General features: G+C 64.5%; 22 protein-coding genes and 1 riboswitch. Of the genes, 9 read left to right on the top strand and 13 right to left on the bottom strand.

Annotated elements, in window-relative coordinates; genetic code table 11:
* Positions 1-41 precede the first annotated feature (41 nt).
* From BJP06_RS02540 to BJP06_RS02515, 6 genes are all read left to right on the top strand, one after another.
* Entirely contained in the window at positions 42-1,205 is a 1,164-nt protein-coding gene (locus BJP06_RS02540; RefSeq protein ID WP_071572704.1) for a 5-(carboxyamino)imidazole ribonucleotide synthase, read from the top strand.
* 18 nt (positions 1,206-1,223) lie between these two features.
* Entirely contained in the window at positions 1,224-1,724 is a 501-nt protein-coding gene (purE, locus tag BJP06_RS02535) for a 5-(carboxyamino)imidazole ribonucleotide mutase (RefSeq protein ID WP_071572703.1), read from the top strand.
* Complete coding sequence (locus BJP06_RS02530) at positions 1,717-2,196, top strand: YdcF family protein (protein ID WP_071572702.1); 480 nt, start codon at positions 1,717-1,719, stop codon at positions 2,194-2,196. The genes purE and BJP06_RS02530 overlap by 8 nt, the downstream gene beginning before the upstream one ends.
* 60 nt (positions 2,197-2,256) lie before the next feature.
* On the top strand, positions 2,257-2,892 hold the full coding sequence (locus BJP06_RS02525) for a DUF305 domain-containing protein (RefSeq protein ID WP_070362970.1): 636 nt from the start codon (positions 2,257-2,259) through the stop codon (positions 2,890-2,892).
* A gap of 84 nt (positions 2,893-2,976) precedes the next feature.
* Complete coding sequence (locus BJP06_RS02520) at positions 2,977-3,162, top strand: DUF4282 domain-containing protein (protein ID WP_070362969.1); 186 nt, start codon at positions 2,977-2,979, stop codon at positions 3,160-3,162.
* The gene (locus BJP06_RS02515; RefSeq protein ID WP_240492828.1) at positions 3,143-3,328 is read left to right on the top strand and encodes a DUF4282 domain-containing protein; all 186 of its coding nucleotides are present in this window, start codon (positions 3,143-3,145) and stop codon (positions 3,326-3,328) included. The genes BJP06_RS02520 and BJP06_RS02515 overlap by 20 nt, the downstream gene beginning before the upstream one ends.
* Before the next feature lie 6 nt (positions 3,329-3,334).
* Here BJP06_RS02515 and BJP06_RS02510 read toward each other — a convergent pair whose 3' ends face one another.
* The 13 genes from BJP06_RS02510 to BJP06_RS02450 all read right to left on the bottom strand — a co-directional run bounded on the left by BJP06_RS02510 (position 3,335) and on the right by BJP06_RS02450 (position 15,218).
* Positions 3,335-4,423 carry a ThiF family adenylyltransferase gene (locus BJP06_RS02510; RefSeq protein ID WP_070477696.1) on the bottom strand — a complete coding sequence of 363 codons (1,089 nt, stop codon included), beginning with the start codon at positions 4,421-4,423 and terminating at the stop codon, positions 3,335-3,337.
* Positions 4,420-5,211, bottom strand: a complete 792-nt coding sequence (locus tag BJP06_RS02505; protein WP_071572701.1) for a thiazole synthase — start codon at positions 5,209-5,211, stop codon at positions 4,420-4,422. Before BJP06_RS02505 ends, BJP06_RS02510 begins: the two co-directional genes overlap by 4 nt.
* Before the next feature lie 2 nt (positions 5,212-5,213).
* Complete coding sequence (gene thiS, locus BJP06_RS02500) at positions 5,214-5,411, bottom strand: sulfur carrier protein ThiS (protein ID WP_070362966.1); 198 nt, start codon at positions 5,409-5,411, stop codon at positions 5,214-5,216.
* 9 nt (positions 5,412-5,420) lie between these two features.
* Positions 5,421-6,518: a glycine oxidase ThiO gene (thiO, locus tag BJP06_RS02495; RefSeq protein WP_070362965.1), complete on the bottom strand. Its 1,098-nt coding sequence runs from the start codon at positions 6,516-6,518 to the stop codon at positions 5,421-5,423.
* Entirely contained in the window at positions 6,515-7,165 is a 651-nt protein-coding gene (locus BJP06_RS02490) for a thiamine phosphate synthase (protein ID WP_070362964.1), read from the bottom strand. The genes thiO and BJP06_RS02490 overlap by 4 nt, the downstream gene beginning before the upstream one ends.
* Entirely contained in the window at positions 7,158-8,666 is a 1,509-nt protein-coding gene (locus BJP06_RS02485; protein ID WP_071572700.1) for a bifunctional hydroxymethylpyrimidine kinase/phosphomethylpyrimidine kinase, read from the bottom strand. The genes BJP06_RS02490 and BJP06_RS02485 overlap by 8 nt, the downstream gene beginning before the upstream one ends.
* Positions 8,658-8,754: riboswitch (TPP riboswitch) on the bottom strand. Its footprint overlaps the gene before it by 9 nt.
* Positions 8,755-9,030: 276 nt before the next feature.
* On the bottom strand, positions 9,031-9,240 hold the full coding sequence (locus tag BJP06_RS02480; protein WP_070477699.1) for a PEP-CTERM sorting domain-containing protein: 210 nt from the start codon (positions 9,238-9,240) through the stop codon (positions 9,031-9,033).
* A gap of 3 nt (positions 9,241-9,243) precedes the next feature.
* Positions 9,244-9,558 carry a hypothetical protein gene (locus tag BJP06_RS02475; RefSeq protein ID WP_070362961.1) on the bottom strand — a complete coding sequence of 105 codons (315 nt, stop codon included), beginning with the start codon at positions 9,556-9,558 and terminating at the stop codon, positions 9,244-9,246.
* Between the two features lie 70 nt (positions 9,559-9,628).
* Positions 9,629-10,450, bottom strand: a complete 822-nt coding sequence (locus BJP06_RS02470; RefSeq protein ID WP_070477701.1) for a carbohydrate ABC transporter permease — start codon at positions 10,448-10,450, stop codon at positions 9,629-9,631.
* Positions 10,447-11,451: a carbohydrate ABC transporter permease gene (locus BJP06_RS02465; protein ID WP_070477703.1), complete on the bottom strand. Its 1,005-nt coding sequence runs from the start codon at positions 11,449-11,451 to the stop codon at positions 10,447-10,449. Before BJP06_RS02465 ends, BJP06_RS02470 begins: the two co-directional genes overlap by 4 nt.
* Positions 11,452-11,552: 101 nt before the next feature.
* Complete coding sequence (locus BJP06_RS02460) at positions 11,553-12,809, bottom strand: ABC transporter substrate-binding protein (protein WP_070362958.1); 1,257 nt, start codon at positions 12,807-12,809, stop codon at positions 11,553-11,555.
* 123 nt (positions 12,810-12,932) lie between these two features.
* Positions 12,933-13,631, bottom strand: coding sequence for a TIGR03089 family protein (locus BJP06_RS02455; protein WP_071572699.1), 699 nt, complete (start codon positions 13,629-13,631; stop codon positions 12,933-12,935).
* A 24-nt stretch (positions 13,632-13,655) separates the two neighbouring features.
* The gene (locus BJP06_RS02450; protein ID WP_071572698.1) at positions 13,656-15,218 is read right to left on the bottom strand and encodes an LCP family protein; all 1,563 of its coding nucleotides are present in this window, start codon (positions 15,216-15,218) and stop codon (positions 13,656-13,658) included.
* Positions 15,219-15,356: 138 nt separating this feature from the next.
* Here BJP06_RS02450 and BJP06_RS02445 point away from each other — a divergent pair, with 138 nt between their 5' ends.
* The 3 genes from BJP06_RS02445 (at position 15,357) to BJP06_RS02435 (ending at position 17,946) form a co-directional block, all read left to right on the top strand.
* Complete coding sequence (locus BJP06_RS02445; RefSeq protein ID WP_071572697.1) at positions 15,357-16,229, top strand: glycosyltransferase family 2 protein; 873 nt, start codon at positions 15,357-15,359, stop codon at positions 16,227-16,229.
* Between the two features lie 26 nt (positions 16,230-16,255).
* Entirely contained in the window at positions 16,256-17,350 is a 1,095-nt protein-coding gene (locus tag BJP06_RS02440; protein ID WP_255365771.1) for a sugar phosphate nucleotidyltransferase, read from the top strand.
* A gap of 305 nt (positions 17,351-17,655) precedes the next feature.
* On the top strand, positions 17,656-17,946 hold the full coding sequence (locus BJP06_RS02435; protein WP_305083192.1) for a WhiB family transcriptional regulator: 291 nt from the start codon (positions 17,656-17,658) through the stop codon (positions 17,944-17,946).
* Positions 17,947-17,951 lie beyond the last annotated feature (5 nt).

Genomic DNA, 17,951 nt, shown 5'->3' with positions numbered 1-17,951 from the left:
CCTTAAGGCTAAGGTAGTTCGTTGTGAGAGACGCTCAAGGAATGCCCAGAGTCGCCATCATCGGTGACGGTCAGCTTGCCAGAATGATGCACACCGAAGCCATCGAGCTCGGACTGCAGCCCCGGGTGCTTGCGGGAGCCCCGGACGCCTCGGCCGCCCAGGTGTTTGGCGACGTCCAGCTCGGCGACTACACCAACTTCGACGACCTGCACGCAACGATCCAAGGGGCCTCGGCGATTACGTTCGACCACGAGCACGTCCCGAACGAGTTTCTGCAGCGCCTGTTGGACGAGGGCTACAACGTGGAGCCGCGCCCCCAGGCGCTGATTTATGCCCAGGACAAGCTTGAGCAGCGCACAAAGCTCAAGGAGTTGGGGGCACCAGTGCCGCCGTTCGCGAAGTTCGACTCGGTGGAGGACGCGCGCGAGTTCTGGGAGCGTGTCGACGGCCGCGTGTGCGTCAAGGCGACGCGCGGTGGCTACGACGGGCATGGCGTCTGGTTCCCGGAGACGCCGCAGGAGTGTGAGCAGCTCGTGACCGATCTGCTGGAGAAGGGCGTCGTGCTGTACGCGGAAGAGAAGGTGGATTTCGTCCGCGAGTTGTCTGCGATGGTGGCACGCAACCGCGATGGCGAAGTAAAGGCGTGGCCCGTCGTCGAATCGCGCCAGGCTGATGGCGTGTGTCATATTGCGATCGCGCCGGCGCCAGAACTACCGGCTGATGTGGCGAAACAGTGCCGTGACCTGGCGACCAAGATCGCCACGAAGCTCGACGTCACCGGAGTGCTTGCCGTCGAGCTGTTCGAGCGCATTGGGGAGGACGGGGCGTCGGAAATCCTGGTGAATGAGCTTGCGATGCGCCCACACAACACCGGGCACTGGACCCAAGATGGGTGCGTGACCTCCCAGTTCGAGCAGCACCTGCGCGCTGTCCTGAACTGGCCACTTGGCTCGGTGGACACCCTGGAGCCAGTCACGGTGATGGTCAATACCCTCGGCGCGGAGGAGGACCCGCAGATGCCAATGGAGCAGCGCGTCATCGAGGTGATGCGCCGCTACCCAGAGGCCAAGGTGCACTTGTACGGCAAGAGCTGGCGCCCTGGGCGCAAGATGGGACACGTGAACGTTACCGGCTACGACGTTACGTCCACCTTGGCGATTGCACAGCACGCCGCGCACTTCATCGTTCACGCGAACTGGTACTAACAGGAAGAGAGTTGCTTCATGAACGCACGCGTTGGGCTCATTATGGGCTCGGATTCGGACTGGGACACGGTTGCACCTGCCGCAGAGGTACTTGCGGAGTTCGGGGTGCCGTTTGAGGTTGGGGTGGTCTCCGCGCACCGCACCCCCGAAAAGATGCTCGCCTACGCCAAGCAGGCACACGAGCGCGGCATCCAGGTCATCATCGCGTGCGCCGGTGGGGCAGCGCACCTGCCGGGGATGGTCGCCGCCGCAACGCCGCTGCCGGTCATCGGGATTCCGCGCGCGCTGAAGGACCTCGACGGGCTGGATTCGCTGCTGTCCATCGTGCAGATGCCGGGCGGCGTTCCGGTTGCGACGGTCTCCATTGGCGGGGCGAAGAACGCGGGCCTGCTCGCTGCGCGGATGCTTGGCGTCGGAGACCCGGATCTGGTGGAGAAGATGGCGAAGTACCAGGCCGACATGGCGGCCGAAGTGGAGCGTAAGGACGCCGCGCTGCGCAGCCGGTTGCTGGGTGAGTAGCAGTCCCATCGTGGTGCTGGGTGCGCGAATTGTCGACGGCCACCCGTCGCGCATGCTGCACGCCCGGCTCTGCAGCGCACTGCTCCGCTGGCGGACGGACGCGCACGCTGGCGTGCGGCGCGCCATCGTGGTCACCGGCCGCGGGGAGGCGGCCGTGATGGCTCGCTGGCTTGTCGAGCGCGGCGTGCCCCGTGAACTGATCATTCAGGAGCCCCATGCGTCGTCGACGAACGAAAACCTCGAGCGTACCCGCGCGTTGTTCCCGCACGCGCCGCGGCTGATCGTGGTGACCAGCAACTTCCACGTGCGCCGCACGCGCGTGTGGGCCTGGCACCTGGGGATTCCAGTGGAGATGGTGCCTGCGCGCACCCCGCGCCGCTCCCGGCCGAAGAACTACGCGCGCGAGCTCGTTGCGTTGCCGCACTCCGCGGCGCGGGTTGTGTGGCGACGCCTTATGCACAAAATGCGCTAGAGTACATCCGATGGTGCTACTTTTGGTGCCATGTGCTTCAGTCCTAGGAAGGCTCCATTCATGACACACTTACATCGCCGCATCACCGGCTTGATCACCGTTGCAGTACTGGGGGCCAGCGTGGCTTCATGCGCCGGAGATGGCCAAGACGCCACAGACGCGCCCCAGACCGACAAGGACGGTGCCGCAGTGACTGCCGGGGCCAACCAACCCGCAGAAGTCAATGGGGTCGATTTGCATTTTCTCGCGATGATGACACCGCATCACCAGCAAGCCGTGGACATGAGCGAGATCATCCTGGCCGCCGATGGCATCAGCGAAGCCACCGCGGACTTGGCCGAACGGATTAAAATCGGGCAACAAGAAGAAATCGACACCATGGTCGACTGGGCTGAACAATGGGACCAGGGTGACTTGATGGCACATCACGCCCCACACATTGCCAATGGCATGATCACTCCAGAACAGATGGACCAGCTGAAATCACTTTCGGGCGAGGAAGCAGACACCCGGTTCCTCCAGCTCATGCATTTCCATCACGCGGGTGCCGTTGCCATGACCCAAGACCAAATCGACAACGGCGGCTACCAGCCTCTCGTGGAACTGGCTCAACAAATGGTCGACGTGCAAACCGCTGAGATGCACGAGATGGAACAACTCCTGGAAGCCAGAGGCGAAAGCCTGCTGACTGAGTAACCAACCTGGATAAACGAAGCGGGAGCGCGTTAACCCGGGTATAAGTTCGTAGTGCACCTGTAATACGACTGAAAGGGAACACCCATGATCGCCAACTTCAACGCCGCGCAAAGCAAGCAGACCGCCGACGGCTTCTTCTCCGCGCTTTTCGACTTCTCCTTCTCCCAGTACATCACCCTGAAGTTCGCCCGCGTGATCTACCTGATCTCCGCAGTCTTCATCGGACTGTGCTGGGGTCTTCGGCCTTTTGGTGTCGCTGGCTACGTTTAGTGTTGGTTTTGGCACCGGCCTGCTCATGCTGATCGGCTTCCTTCTCTTCGGTACGCTTTTCGCGCTGTTCTCATTGATCAGCGCGCGCGTCACCCTCGAATTCATGGTCTCGGCGATCAAGACGGCGCAGAACACTTCCGAGATCGCAGCGGCGCAGCGTCGTTAGGGGTCGCTAGACCCCGCCCGGCAAACTGTGCAGAGTGAGGCCGCGCGCGGCGGCAGCCTCGCCGAAGCGCGCAACGAAATCGGCCGAGCGCTTGCCGGAGGCGCAGTAGACCACGACCTCGCCCGCGCCACGCAGCTCGTCGAGGAGCGTAAGCGCGGCGTCCGGGTCTTCGCGCCACACCGAGGCCGGCAGGTGGAAGGACGCGTGCGGCAGGTCCTTGATCGCTTTTTCACCGAGTTCGCGCACGTCCAGCGCTGTGGCGTGACCATCCGCGACCTGCGCGAGTAGGCGCGTTTTCTCGCCGTCTGGCGGCAGCATACACGGGGCAGCTTCGGCGACGAGTTCGGTGACCAGCTCGCGCTGCGGGTCGGCAGCGACCTCGAAGCGCCGGAGCGTCCCGGCGAGCGCCTCGTAGACATGGAGCACACCGACCTCGGCGTCCATGCCCGCGAGGTATTTCACGGCCTCCGTGGCCATCAGCCCGCCGACGACCGAGGTCGTCACCCCGAGCACGCCGGCGGTGGCGCAGTCCGGAGTGTCCTCGGGTGCCGGGTGGGTGGGGTAGAGGTCGCGTAGCCCGACCCCGCGTGCATCCGGTCCGGAGTACCACAGCGCGAGCTCGCCGTGGAAGCGCAGCACCGAGCCCCACACCAGGGGCGTGCCGGTGAGTTCTGCGGCGTCGCCGGCGAGGAATTTCGTGGTGAAGGTATCGGAGCCGTCGATGACCAGGTCGTGCTCGCGGAACAGCCCAGGTGCGTTGGAGGTGTCGAGGCGCTTGCGCAGCGGCACGATCGTGGCGTCTGCGCGGTGTCGGCGCAGCTGCTCGGCTGCCACCTCCACCTTGGGCCGGCCCACGTCGGAGGCGCTAAACAGAATCTGGCGGTGGATGTTGGTGTCATCCACCACGTCATCATCAATCACCGTGATCGTGCCGACACCTGTGGCCGCCAGCGCCTGCATCACCGGGCAGCCGAGCCCGCCCGCGCCGATGACAAGCACCCGCGCGCGGTTCAGCGCCTCTTGGCCCGCTAGCCCGAAGCCGGGCAGCAGCGTTTGGCGCGCGGTGCGCCGCAGCTCAGCGTGAGGCAGGCTCATAGGACCTCATCCGCCCAGCTCGCTAGGCCATCAAAGCTTGACGACGCCAACGCCCCTTCCACATGCGTCCGCCGCGGAATCCGACCCGCATCCCGCGCGAGCCGGCCAGCCTCGACCGCGTGTCGCATCGCACGCGCCATCGCGACCGGGTCCTGGCAACGGTTGACCGCGCTGGCGAGCAGCACACCGTCGCAGCCGAGTTCCATGGCCAAGGTGGCGTCGGAAGCGGTGCCGACGCCGGCGTCGAGAAGCACGGGCACCTGCGCACGCGCGCAGATCAGCTCGATGTTGTGCGGGTTCAAAATGCCAAGGCCGGTGCCGATCGGAGAGCCGAGCGGCATCACCGCATGCACCCCAACCTGCTCCAGGCGGGCGGCGACGACCGGGTCGTCGGAGGTGTAGGCAAGCACGACGAAGCCTTCGGCGACGAGGAGCTCGCAGGCGTCGACAAGCTCGACGACGTCCGGCAGCAGCGTGTGCTCGTCCGCGATGACCTCCACCTTGACCCAGTTCGTGCCGAGCGCCTCGCGCGCCAGTTGCGCGGTGAGCACCGCGTCGCGGGCGGTGCGGCAGCCCGCAGTATTCGGCAGGGGATCGATGCCGAGCCGGGTGAGCATCTCGAAGACGCTCTCGCCGCCATTGGTGCGGGCGGCATGCCGACGCATCGCCACGGTGGTCAGCTGCGTGCCGCTGGCCACCAGCGCGTCCTCGAGCAACTGCTGGCTGGTCGCCCCGCCGGTGCCCATGATCAGGTGGGAGTCGAATTTCTTGTCGGCGATGTTCAGCACGTCTAGCCTCCTTGGACGGCGGTGAGGATGTCGACGGTGTCGGCGTCGGCAAGCGAGCTGTCCCAGCGACTTGCGGGCACAACCTTGCCATTGACAGCGACGGCGACGCCTTCTGCGTGGCCGACGACCTCCTCGACCAGCGACCGCACAGTCGGCGCGGTGTCGAAGGTATGGGGCTTCTCGTTGATGATGATGCGCATGATGCTCCTTTACAGTTCGTGGCGGCCGGGGTCGCAGTCGGAAATATCGACGGTGGTTTCGCGGTCCAGCCCGAGGTCGGCGCCGACGCGCGCGCCGAGCGCTGCCAGCAGGATGCCGTGGCGGAAATAACCGGTGGAGACCACCAGGTTCTCGCCGCGCAGCCCCAGGTAGGGCAGGTCGTCGGGCGTGCCTGGGCGATTGCCGACGAGCGCCTCAACCAGCTCGCAGTCCTCGATGGCGGGGACGACGCGGATGGCGTCGCGAAGCAGCGTATACACGCCATCGACGGCGGGCCGCACGCGCGCGTCTTCGCGGCTGGTTGCGCCCACGGCGATGGTGCCGTCGGTGCGCGGGATGATGTAGACGGGGCGGTCCTCGACGAAGGCGCGCACGACCCGGCCGACCGGCATGCGGCCGGTAAGACGCAGCATGTCGCCGCGCACCGGTCGCAGGTTCAGCGGCAGACCGAGCGCGCTGGCACCGAGACCGTTGCACGCGTAGATGGTGTCGCCGCGCAGGCTGCCGGTGCTGGTTTCGACGCCCACGCAGGTTTCGCCCTCCCAGCGCAGTGCTGTGGCCTGCTCGCGAACCAGCGTCACGCCGCGCGATGCAAGCTCGCGCAGCAGAGCGGCGGCGAACATGCGCGGGTTGACCTGGTGGTCGCCGGGGATCTCCACCACGCTGGCCAGCTGGGGGCTTAGGCCCGGCTCCTGCGCCCGCGCCTGGCGCAGCGTGAGGCGGTCGACGTCCATGCCGTGGGCGTGCTGGTGCTCGGTGAGCTCGCGCAGGTGGGTAGCGTCGGCGCGGTCGGCGGCGACCACGAAGGTCGACTCGGTGCGGTACCCAACCTCGATGCCCGGCAGGTCTGCGATCAGCGAAGGATAGAGCGCCGCCGACTCCAACATCAGCGGATAGAGCGGCTCCTGGCGGTACTGCACTTCCGCGGCCGGGGCGAGCATGCCGCCGGCCACGTTGGTCGCGCCGCTTGCCGGGGCCGGGTCCACCAGCGCGATCCTGCGGGGATCCACCCCGCGGCGTGTGAGCTCGAACGCGGTGGTCAGGCCGATGATGCCGGCGCCGACGATGACGTGCTCGAAACTACTCACGACGCTTCCTCGAAATCCTTGACGATACCCGCCGCCATCGCGCGCGGGTCCTCAGCGTGCATGAAACCGCGGACGATCGCCACGCCGGCCACGCCCGTGGCGGCAAGCGCGGCGGCATCCGTGGCGTGTACGTCGCCGATCGCCACGACCGGTACCTGCGAGGCCTCGACCAGCGCCGGGTAGCCGTCGAGGCCAAGTGGGGCGCGGCCGGAGTCCTTCGTCGGGGTCGGGCGGAAGGGGCCCGCGCCGACGTAATCGATCACGTCGGCGTACGCGTTCGCCGCCTCCACCAGTGCGAGCGTGCCGGTGGTCAGTCCGAGGATCGCGTCCGGCCCGAGCAGTTCGCGCGCGGCGCGCGGGTCCATGTCGTCCTGGCCGATGTGCGCGCCGTGGATGTGGTGGGTGCGCATGAGGCGGGCGGCGAGGGGAACGTTGTCGTCGATAAGCACGCGCGTGCGCGGGTTCGCCGCGGCGACCGCATCGGCGACCTCGCACGCGAGACGCTCGAGGTCGGCTTTGGCGATCGGCTTGCTGCGCACCTGGATCACGCCCGCCCCGCCGGCCGCGGCTTCGGCGGCGACGCGCGCGACATCGGCGGTAGGCTGGCCCGTGACGAAATAGCAGCGTAGGTCGAGCGACTTAGGCATCGCGCACCACCCACGCGCGGTCGGCCTGGTCGAAGAAATCGCGCTCGTAGCGCGAGGCGACCGCACACGCGCGCACCGCCGCGTCCAGGGCGTCGGGGTTCGCCTCAAGGGTGGCCTCGCAGCGGTCGATCGCGCCGCGCACCGCCTCGTAGAAACCGTTGCCCGAGTAGGTGGCCAGCCAGTCGTGGTAGGGATGCGAGGCGTGGTTGTGCTCCGCGAGGCGCGCGCCGACCTCGTAGTAGAGCCAGTAGCAGGGCAGCACCGCCGCCTGCCCGATCGCCGCCGACTCGCCGAGGGCGGAGGCGAGCAGGAAATCGGTGTAGGCGCGTGTGACCGGCGACGGCAGCGTCTCGCGGCCAAGATCGGCGAGCCAGGTGCGTTGCATCTCTTGCTCGTCGGTGATCGCGGCGTCCGCATCCTTTGCCCACGCGCCGCCAAGCGCGTGCAGCGAGCGCGCGTACTTGGTCAGGTAGTAGGCGTCCTGCTCGAGGTAGAACATGAATTCGGCGTGGTCGAGGGTGCCGTCGGCAAGCGTGCGGATGAACGGCAGCTCCATAATCGCGGTGAGGTACGGCGCCGAGGCGTCCCACAGCGCCTGGGTGTACGGGCCAGCAGGCGTGGCGAGTGGCGCGGTTGGTGGGGCGTCGATGCGCAGGAAGCGCTCGGGGTTGCAGTCGGCGGCGCGCTGCATGCGGCGGCCGACGTGCCCGTGGTCGACGGGGCCGCGGCCGTGTCCAACGGCGAGCGCGTCGGCGTGCGCAATCGCCTCGTACAGCCAGCGCGACGCCCACTCGGTCGCCGTCGGCGTATCGAAGCCGGCGCCCAGGCGCGTCGCCAGCGCCGAGGAAAAAGAGCAGCCCGTGCCGTGCGTGTTCTTCGTGTTCACGCGGCTCACCGACACGTGGTGCACGCGCTCGGCGGTCACCACGGCGTTGTCTGCGCGCGGGCCGGTGAGGTGCCCGCCCTTGACAATCACGGTTGTGTCCAGCTTTTTCGCCAGCCCCTGCGCCTGCGCGATCGCGGTGTCGAAGTCGGTGGCCGGGTCTTCGCCGGTGAGGACGGCGAGTTCGGGGAGGTTGGGCGTGATGATGTCGGCAAGCGAGGCGAGCTCGCGCAGCGCGACTTCCGCCTCGGGCGTCAGGAGCCTATCGCTTGACGACGCCACCATCACCGGATCCAACACCACCGCGGCCTCTCGTGCGTGTGTGGTGAGGAATTCGCGTACGACCTCGATGATTTCGGTGGTGCCGAGCATGCCGATCTTGATCGCGTCGATCGCCACATCATCGGTGACGGAGCGCAGCTGTGTGCGCAGAAAGTCGATCGGCGGGGTGAAAATCTCCTGCACACCGGTGGTGTTCTGGGCGACCAGCGAGGTCACTACGCTGTAGGAAAAGCCGCCGGCGGCCTGGATGGATTTGATATCGGCTTGGACGCCTGCGCCTCCGGTCGGGTCGGTGCCGGCAATCGTGAGGATGCGGGGCAGGGCAGGTGCATTCATGTGGGACATCCCTTCGCTAGGTTGAGCTAGAGCAGGTTCGACGGGTCTGATCTCAGCACCACTTCGGGGTGCACCCCGTGTCACATTGGTGACACTAGCACAGCGCGAATCCTGCCCTGCGCACGATCGCAGCGGCAAAAACCAGACCTATATTAGGCGTATGGATTGGGCTGCCGGTTCTCTTTTGAGCTGAAAGTGGAATGCTTCTCACAATCGCTTGTTTGTGCAGCGTGTGGGTGTTTATTGTGGGTGGCATGATACTCGTAGACGCATTAATCGCCGGCGAAGTACCAGTCCGACATGGCGGCTGAAGTTGAGCGTAAGGACGCCGCGCTGCGTGAGCGTCTGCTCGGCGAGGAGTGATTTAGTCTTCGCCTGCGCGCCACTGGCGCCACCGGCGAATCAGCCACCACAATGCTGCGACGAAGGCGGCAAGAACGAGGCCCGGCCAGATTGATGGCTCGGGCTTTGTGATGTTGATGGCGGCCTGTACGAAGGCGAGCAGGGTGAAGAACCCTACGAACCCAATGATTGTTTGCCAGAGCAGATCCTGGCGCTGTGAGGGCCGTTGCACTCGTTAGAGGCGGGGGCCGAAGTTCAGGCCCATGTGCGGGGCAGCGAAGTATAGCCACCCGGCCATCAGGGCCCCGAGTACTGCCAAGAGCCCAACCACAACTCCGGCGACCTCAAGCGCGTTTGCTTCTTCCTTGGTCACACCACCGTTTGCGGTGGTGTTGGTGGTGACGTTGGTGGTCACTGTCGTGCCGTTGTTATCGGCGTTGGTGTGCACCGTTGCGGTGGTTTCGGCGTGTGCCGTGCCAGTCATGCCGCTCAGTACCAGGGAGGATGCGAGTGCGGTTGCCGTCGCGATTCGGAGTGTGGTGTGGTGCATAGCTGCTCTTTCTAGGGGCGGGAAGTAATAAAGTGAATACAGCTTAATCTAGACATAAGAAAAAGTTAAGTCAGCCCTTCACGCCGCCGGCTGTGAGACCAGACACAATACGGCGCTGGAATACCAGCACCATGATGATCAGCGGAATCGTCACCAGCGAGCCCGCCGCCATAATCGCAGCGTACGGGTACTCGAAGGCGCTCGGCCCCGAGAATCGTGCAATTGCGACGGTGACAGGTTCAGTCGCCGTGGACGACAGCTGGCGCGCCAACATAAATTCATTCCAGGTGGTGATAAACGCCAGGATGGCCGTCGTGAAGATGGCCGGTGCTGCCAACGGCAGCAAGATGAGGCGAAATGCCTGGCCGCGGGAGGCGCCGTCGACACGCGCTGCTTCCTCGAGCTCCCAAGGAAGTTGCTGGAAGAACGACACCAGCGTGTAGATAGTCAGGGGGAGGGCGAATGAGATGTTCGGGATGATCATGGCACGGTATGTGCCGATCCACCCGAGGTCACCGAACAGCTGGAACAGGGGAGTGACAAGCGCAATGCCAGGGAACATCGAGGCCGCCAAAATGATGCCCGTGATGAATCCCTTGCCGCGGAAGTCCAGGCGAGCAAGCGCGTAGGCGGTGAACACGCCCACGGCGACCGCCAACGCCGTCGTCGCCAACGAGATAATCAGCGAGTTGAAAATCGCCCCGAGGAAGTCATTGCCGGCGTCCGTGGCCAGCGCGTCCCGGTAGTTCTCGAGGGTGACGTGCGTGGGCCACGGCGTGGTATCGAACGTGAACCGCTTGTCCCGCAGCGCCGTGATCACCATCCAATAAAACGGGGCGAGCCCCCAGAACATGATGAAGATGATGCCTGCGTAGTGGCCGAGTCGTTTCATCGCGCTGCCGCCTCCTTCTTCTCCTGCTTGCGCTTCGCGCGCCGGGCTTCACGCTGTTCGTTCGCGCCACCAACGTTCGCTCCGAGGAACCGCACCATGACGAACGCAACCGCGAAGATCAGCAGGAAGATGAGAGTCGACAGCGCCGAGGCCGAGTTGAAGTTGCCCTGACGCATATCCTCAACCACCAGCTGCGAAATTGTCGCGGTAGGGGAGTTCGAGGAGCCCGAAATCATGATGACCGGCAGGTCGTACATGCGCAGCGCGTCGAGCGTACGGAAGAGCACCGCCACCATGAGCGCTGGCCGCACCAACGGCAGGGTGATGCTGGTGAAAGTCTGCCATGCGGAGGCGCCGTCGACGCGCGCGGCCTCGTAGACATCCTTCGGAATCATCTGCAGGCCTGCGAGGATGAGCAGCGCCATAAACGGCGTGGTCTTCCACACGTCGGCGATGATCACCGCGAAGCGTGCCGCCCACGGGTCAGTTGTCCACGCCACGCTCGCGCCCAGCAGCGAGTTCACGATACCGCTCGGTGCGAACATGAACTGCCACAACTTCGCGGTCACCGCGGTTGGGATCGCCCAAGGGATGAGTACGGCCGCGCGGATCAGACCGCGGGCGCGCGACGGCCGGTTCATGATGATGGCCATCCCGATACCGAGCACTGTCTCCAAGGCGACGGTGACCACGGTGAAGAAGAGGGTCACCGACACTGCTGGCCAGAAGTCGGTCGCAAGCACGCCAGGAGGGCAGGCACCCACCACGCCCGACGGCGTCATACAGCGGTTCGACAGCCAGTACAAGTAATTATCGACGCCAGCAAAGCCACCATCGACGAACACTCCGGTAGAGGCGTCGAGGTGCCGGTTGGACTGGAATGAAAGCCATATTGCGCGGACGATCGGGTAGCCGATCACTACCGCCAACACCAGCAACGCGGGCGCGACGAGCGCTGCCGCCTTCGTGGTATCGCGAGGCTTGGATGGAGATGTGCTCATCGCGGGCCTTTGCAAAGTAGACGGGAAGATGGAGATATACGAACTATAACGCCCGCCCGAACACAGTCCGGGCGGGCGTTCTGCTCATACGACGTATCGTATTAGGAAGCCTGCTTGATAGCAGCTGCCATGTCGGCGGTGGCGTCATCGACGCTCTTACCGGCGGTCAGTGCTGCGTAGGCGTTGTCCTGGATAGCCTTCGAGATCGCAGGGTAGAACGGGGAAACCGGGCGAGGCTGCGCGTTCTCTAGCGAAACCTTCAGCGCTGGCAGGTATGGGTGCTTTGCAACCAGTTCGGCGTCGTCGTAGATCGATGCGAGCACTGGTGGGAAGGATGCTTCAGCGAACGAGAGCTGATTCTCTTCGTTGATGATGAACTCGATGAAGTCCTTCGCGGTCTGCTTGTGCTTGGAATTGACGTTGATGCCGTTGTTGTAGCCACCGAGGGTGGAAACACCCACGCCGTCCTTGCCAACCAGCGGCTGGACCTCAAAGTTCACGCCAGCTTCCTGGGCGTTGGTGTACATGTACGGCCAGTTGATCGCCAGGGCGGTGTTGCCCTCGGTGAACGCGAGGTTGGTTTCCTCCTCGGTTGCTGCCGTAGAGCTCTTGGCGATGACGCCGTCGTTGTACGCGTCAACGAGCGCCTGCAGTCCGGCCTTTGCGGCGTCGGACTCGACGGTTGGCTCGCCGGCGTCGTCAAGGACGCTGCCGCCCCAGCCGTTGATGAAGCCGAGCGTGTTCACGGTCAGGCCCTCGTACTGCTTGAGCTGGGTGGTCAGGCAGTCTCCCTCGACCTCCTTGCAGGCGGCAATGACGTCCTCGAAGGTGTCAGGCGCGCTTGGGACCTTGTCGACGTTGCGGAACAGTAGCTGGCCGTTCGTGTTCTGCGGCAGGGCGTAGAGCTTGCCGCCGTACGTTGCGGAGTCGACGGTGGACTGCAGCAAGCCGGAGGTGTCGATGGCGTAATCGCCCTCGAGCGGCTCGAGCCACTGGTTCGCTGCGAAGTCGGCCGTCCACACAACGTCGAGGGCCATCACGTCGTAGTCGGCGTTACCCGCCTGGAGGGACTGCACGAGCGTATCGCGCTGGTCGTCGGCCTCGCCGGCGAGCTCAGAGAGGGTGACCTGCTCATCTGGGTGAGCCTCGTTCCACTTCTCGATGATCGGCTTGAGCTTGTCCGTGTCATTGCGGCCCATGGCGAACGTGATCGGGCCGCGCTCTGCGCCGCCCTCGGAAGCGGAGGTGCCGGAGTCCTTGTTGGTGTCCGCTGCCTCGTTGTCAGAAGAGCAACCGGTCAGAGCTGCGCCAGCGAGCGCAATTGCACAGAGGGTTGCACCAGTCGTACGGAGTTTCATTCATCCGCCTTTCGTTGGGTCATGTGTGACTCGTGTGAATTCGGTGACTTCAATCTAGTGAAAAACTGGACCCGGGCGCGCAGAAATCTGCCGAATTACCTACGAACGGGGGCGGAAGAGGATCTAAATGCCCGTTTGTATGTGGTTTACGTGCTCTGCGTGGGCGATGGAGGCGATACGGTCCTCACCAGGAGTTTCCGTATCTCCTGTTACCACGACGACGGAGCCACCCGCCGCGAGCGGAGCGAGCACGCCCTGCTCGAACGTTTCGGCGCTGTTCCACCCGGAAATGAGCACCCGTTCGGGGGAGGAGGGCTGTTCGGTCGCCTGAGTCGGCTGGGCCCACTGGGAGATGTCGGCGGTCTGGCCAAAGTATTGGTCGCCGTAGCTGCGCACTGTCGGGCTGAAATCAACGGTGCCAAGTGGCAGGGTGCCGCCAGACTCGACGACGCCGCGCCCGAAGGGGTCACGGGATATGACGACACACTCCTCCGCGTCAGACCACGCATCGACGCGCTCCGCCACGGTGAACACGAGCGCCACATCCTCAACAACCTCGGGCGTATCTGTGAACACCGGGTGCCGTCCAATGTTGTACGCCCCGAGCGCGATAACTGCGGCCTGCCACGACACAGGGAGATCGATCACGATGGTGGCGTCATCCTCGAGGTCGAACTCCTCATCCAGCAAGTTGCCCACTTTGCTCAACCAATTGTCGAGGGTCAACGCGGAGAACTCCATGCGGCTGCCCTGGGATTCGTCGTAGACGGTCAGGCGGGGTGTGGCGGGGTCATCCTGCAATAAGCGTGCCAGCATACTCATGGCAGCCAAGCATAGGTGGCCGGGCTAGTTCACGCAGCGGGGGCTCTGACCGCCGGCGTCGATTTCGGGGCCGAGGCTCATGCCGCTGATGTCGTCGCCAGGTGTGCCGACGGGCACGTGCTGCTGGGCATCCGCCGGGTCGACCTTCGCCGGGCCGTTGTAGTCTTCTGCGACAACCGCGATGATGCTGCCCGGCTCGAGTGCATTGTTCGCCGTGACGGGTACACCACCGAGCATCTCTGCCAGCTTCTTCGCGCGGGGGTCTTCGGGGTCGGCGGCGACGACCTGGGATTCCCAGTACACACCGTCCATCGCGTTGGACACGTCTGCAACGGTGATGCCCGCGTCGGCGAGCCACTCGCCGGTAGCGCGTGCTTGCCCGGGAACGGAACCAGCGTTGAGAACGAAGACTTGCGTGCCGACAAAATCTTCGGCCTGCTCCGGTGCCTGCTCCGGCTGCCCGCCCTCGGGAACCTGTTCCTTGATGGCGGCGTCCATGAAGCTGTGAACCTCGTTGACGTCCACGGTCACGATGGATTCGCCGTAGTCGCCGACGCCGTTGACAGAGGTCACTGGGATGGTGGTGAAGGTGACGTTGCCGCCAGCCAGGCCGGACATCTGCTGGGCAAAGCGCATCACGTCGAGGCTCTGGTCCAGGGTGACCGAGCGCTCCGCTGCGTTCGCCAGGTCACGCAGCTTCGCCGGGCTCGTCAGCGTGCCAGCGGAGAGCACCTTCTGTACGAGTGACGCCATGTACGCCTGTTGGCGCACGATGCGGTCGAGGTCGCCGCGCGGCAGGTCGTGGCGCTGGCGCACGAAGGACAGAGCCTGGGCACCGTCGAGCGTTTGCTGACCGGCAGGGAAGCGCGCACCCGAAAGCGGCTCGTCCACCGCAGCGTTGAGGCAGACGTCGACGCCGCCGACCGCGTCCGTCAACAGGACAAAGCCGAGGAGACCAACCTGCGCGTAGTGGTCGACTTTCACGCCGGTGAGGTCATTGATGGCGTCGATAAGCCCGAGCTGGCCTGCGCGTGCTACCTCCTGCTCGAGTGCGGGGCCTTCCGGCTTGCCCGCAGCGATGAGCTCCTCGCGCTTGGCGGCGGCGTGCGCACCGTAGACACCGTTGATCTTTAAATTGCCGTAGTCGTCGGTGTGCACGTAGGTATCGCGCGGGATGGACACCGCCGTGGCCCGCGAGCCGTCGTCGGGCACACGGATAATCATGATGGTGTCCGTGTTGATCTCCCCGTCAGCAATACCTGCGTTGAGGTGCGCCAGCTCGGCCTCGCTCAAGGGATTGCCCTGGGCGTCAGTACGCGAGTCCGAGCCGACGAGGAGGATGTCCATCGCGCCGTCGAGCTGCTCCTTGTCGTTCTGCCCACGGCCCGCGTTGATCCGCAGCTCGGAGGCGCTGAGCTGATTGCTGACTCGTCCGACCGTGAAGTACCCGACGGCAGACACCGTCAAGGCGACAGCGGACAACACGGCAAGGGATGCCTTTACAACCGGGTGACCCATCTGCGAAATGTCACGCATCTGCGATGGGGCTGGCTGGATGTCGCGCGCGGGCCTCAGGGAGTCAGTCACAGGGCGCAAGTATACAGGGTGCGAAAAGTCAGCTGGGTAGGTGAGTTCAAGATGCCTCTCACACTTTTGGATGGGTAAGCTGATTCACATTGTGTTCGCAAAGGCTGACCGGCAGGACAGATAGGAGGACAGGCAGCTATGACGGCTCCACTCGCTGTGGTGGCAGTGACCTATTCGCCAGGCAAGCACCTGGCTGAGCTCATCGCATCGCTTGACGACGCCACCGCTGGCCCAACAGTGCTCATCTGCGCCGACAACGGCTCAACCGATGGGGCCCCGGAGACTGCAGCGCGTGAACACGAACACGTCGAGTTGCTCCGGACGGGCGGAAATATCGGGTACGGTGCGGCGATCAACGCCGCGGTTCGTCAGTTGCGCCCTCGCCGCGAGCGCGGCGAGATCAACGGGGATTACTTCCTCATCTCCAACCCCGATGTGGTATTTCAGCCTGGCAGTGTAGACACGCTGCGCGCTTGCATGGACGCCCTGCCGGAGGCTGGTGCGGTCGGTCCGCGCATCGAGGACTGTGAAGGCAACCTATACCCGAGCGCGCGTGAGGTGCCGGGCATCGTCACCGGCATCGGGCACGCCCTGTTATATGAGGTGTGGCCGTCCAACCCGTTTTCCGCCTCGTACAAGGCGGAGCAGCACATGAACCATCAGCGCAGCGCCGGGTGGCTCTCGGGCGCATGCCTGCTCGTGCGGTGGGACGCCTTCGACGCCATCGGAGGCTTCGACGAGCGCTACTTCATGTACCTGGAGGACGTGGACTTCGGAGACCGTTTGCGTCGCGCCGGGTGGGAAAATGTGTACTGTCCTTCCTCGGTCATCGTGCACGACCAGGGCCACGTCGCTAGCAAATTTCAGCGGGTCACGCTGCCGGCGCACCATGACTCCGCCTATCGTTTCCAGTCTGACCGTCACCCTCACTGGTGGCAGGCCCCGCTGCGCGCGCTGTTGTGGGTTGGCCTGAAGGTGCGGGCAGCACTGCTTGTTTCGCGCAGTAAGTAATTAGAGAACGCTTGAAAGGATTCCACGTGAATGCATCCCGCACCGTGACCCCGGAGAATACCGACGCGGTCATTTTGGTTGGTGGCCGCGGCACGCGCCTGCGTCCGTTGACCGTGAGTACCCCGAAGCCGATGTTGCCGACTGCCGGGCACCCGTTCCTCTCGCACCTGTTGGCGCGGATCCGCCAAGCGGGGATGCGGCATGTGGTGCTGGGGACGTCCTACCGTGCGGAGGTGTTCGAGGAATACTTCGGTGACGGCTCCGACTTTGGTCTTGAGATCGAGTACGTCGTCGAAGAAGAGGCGCTGGGCACCGGCGGCGCGATCCGGAACGTGGCCGACAAACTGCGCTTCGATAACGCGATGGTGTTCAACGGGGACGTGCTCTCGGGGGCTGATCTGAGCAAGATCCTGGCCTACCACGCCGAGAAGGATGCCGACGCGACGCTGCACCTGGTCCGCGTCCCAGATCCGCGCGCGTTCGGGTCCGTCCCGACGGATGAGGATGGCAACGTGCTCGCGTTCTTGGAAAAGACGGAGGATCCGCCAACCGATCAGATTAATGCCGGGTGTTACGTGTTCCGCCACGAGGTTATCGAGCAGATCCCGGCTGGCCGAGTCGTTTCCGTGGAGCGTGAAACCTTCCCCGGCCTACTTGAATCGGGTGCGAAGATGGTTGGCTATGTGGATACCTCGTACTGGAGAGACATGGGGCGGCCGTCGGATTTCGTGCAGGGATCTTCGGACGTGGTGCGCGGTATCGCGTACTCGCCACTGCTGGAAGGCCAGACTGGGGAGTCGCTTATCGACGAATCCGCTGGCGTTGCGGGAGGCGTCATCCTGATGGGCGGCACTGCTGTGGGCCGCGGTACGGAGATCGGGGCAGGGTGCCGCGTGGATGACAGTGTCATCTTTGATGGGGTCACGGTTGAGCCGGGCGCGATGATTCGTGATTCGATTATTGCCTCTGGCGTCACGATTGGGGCGAACTCCCGGATCGATGGTTGCGTGATCGGTGAGGGCGCCCAAATCGGTGCCCGTTGCGAACTGCAAGGCGGTATGCGGGTGTGGCCGGGGGTTGCGATCCCGGATTCGGGAGTGCGTTTTTCCCCAGATGCGTAAGCGACACGCGGGGTGCCCCGAAAAACCTGCCGGCTAGTAAGGGCATGGTAACCGGGGTACCACATGTAGTACCCCCGGCCCATACCCCCAAATCTGGACCCCTGTGACTGTTGTGACTTGTGTGACTGCTGGCGTGCGTTTCCCGTGGAAAAGGGCGGAGTTTCCCCCCGATAGCTTGCACCTATTTAGTGGTTCGGTGTGTAATCGCAGAAGTGCAAAGGTCACTCGTCGCACCCCTCAAACGGAGTGTGGACGGTAGTTGGCCGTAACGAAGGACGACGGAGAAAGGGGACGGCGTGGAAGACATGGCGAATGGTGCTGACATCCGTGGCGTAGCCGCGGTTGGTATGAGCTTCGACGAGCTGTTCGGTGCCGTCGAGCAGGAATGGCAAGATCAAGCGCTATGTGCTCAGACCGATCCCGAGGCGTTCTTTCCGGAAAAGGGTGGCTCGACCCGCGAGGCAAAGCGGATCTGCAAAGCGTGCGCTGTGCGCGATGAGTGTCTCGAGTTCGCGCTCGAGCACGACGAACGCTTCGGCATCTGGGGCGGGCTCTCCGACCGAGAGCGTCGCCGCTTGAAGAAGCAGATCGGCTAAGCGTC

Source organism: Corynebacterium sp. NML120713, from assembly GCF_001875735.1.
Taxonomy (GTDB): Bacteria; Actinomycetota; Actinomycetes; order Mycobacteriales; family Mycobacteriaceae; genus Corynebacterium; species Corynebacterium pseudogenitalium.
This window is presented reverse-complemented; position numbering and strand designations above follow the sequence as displayed.

Bases quoted from the DNA above. Each gene is read 5' to 3' on its own strand.
- BJP06_RS02540 (WP_071572704.1), top strand. From the start codon at position 42: ATGCCCAGAGTCGCCATCATCGGTGACGGTCAGCTTGCCAGAATGATG.
- purE (WP_071572703.1), top strand. From the start codon at position 1,224: ATGAACGCACGCGTTGGGCTCATTATGGGCTCGGATTCGGACTGGGAC.
- BJP06_RS02525 (WP_070362970.1), top strand. From the start codon at position 2,257: ATGACACACTTACATCGCCGCATCACCGGCTTGATCACCGTTGCAGTA.
- BJP06_RS02520 (WP_070362969.1), top strand. From the start codon at position 2,977: ATGATCGCCAACTTCAACGCCGCGCAAAGCAAGCAGACCGCCGACGGC.
- BJP06_RS02510 (WP_070477696.1), bottom strand. From the start codon at position 4,423: ATGAGCCTGCCTCACGCTGAGCTGCGGCGCACCGCGCGCCAAACGCTG.
- thiS (WP_070362966.1), bottom strand. From the start codon at position 5,411: ATGCGCATCATCATCAACGAGAAGCCCCATACCTTCGACACCGCGCCG.
- BJP06_RS02490 (WP_070362964.1), bottom strand. From the start codon at position 7,165: ATGCCTAAGTCGCTCGACCTACGCTGCTATTTCGTCACGGGCCAGCCT.
- BJP06_RS02485 (WP_071572700.1), bottom strand. From the start codon at position 8,666: ATGAATGCACCTGCCCTGCCCCGCATCCTCACGATTGCCGGCACCGAC.
- BJP06_RS02475 (WP_070362961.1), bottom strand. From the start codon at position 9,558: ATGCACCACACCACACTCCGAATCGCGACGGCAACCGCACTCGCATCC.
- BJP06_RS02470 (WP_070477701.1), bottom strand. From the start codon at position 10,450: ATGAAACGACTCGGCCACTACGCAGGCATCATCTTCATCATGTTCTGG.
- BJP06_RS02465 (WP_070477703.1), bottom strand. From the start codon at position 11,451: ATGAGCACATCTCCATCCAAGCCTCGCGATACCACGAAGGCGGCAGCG.
- BJP06_RS02460 (WP_070362958.1), bottom strand. From the start codon at position 12,809: ATGAAACTCCGTACGACTGGTGCAACCCTCTGTGCAATTGCGCTCGCT.
- BJP06_RS02455 (WP_071572699.1), bottom strand. From the start codon at position 13,631: ATGAGTATGCTGGCACGCTTATTGCAGGATGACCCCGCCACACCCCGC.
- BJP06_RS02445 (WP_071572697.1), top strand. From the start codon at position 15,357: ATGACGGCTCCACTCGCTGTGGTGGCAGTGACCTATTCGCCAGGCAAG.
- BJP06_RS02435 (WP_305083192.1), top strand. From the start codon at position 17,656: ATGGCGAATGGTGCTGACATCCGTGGCGTAGCCGCGGTTGGTATGAGC.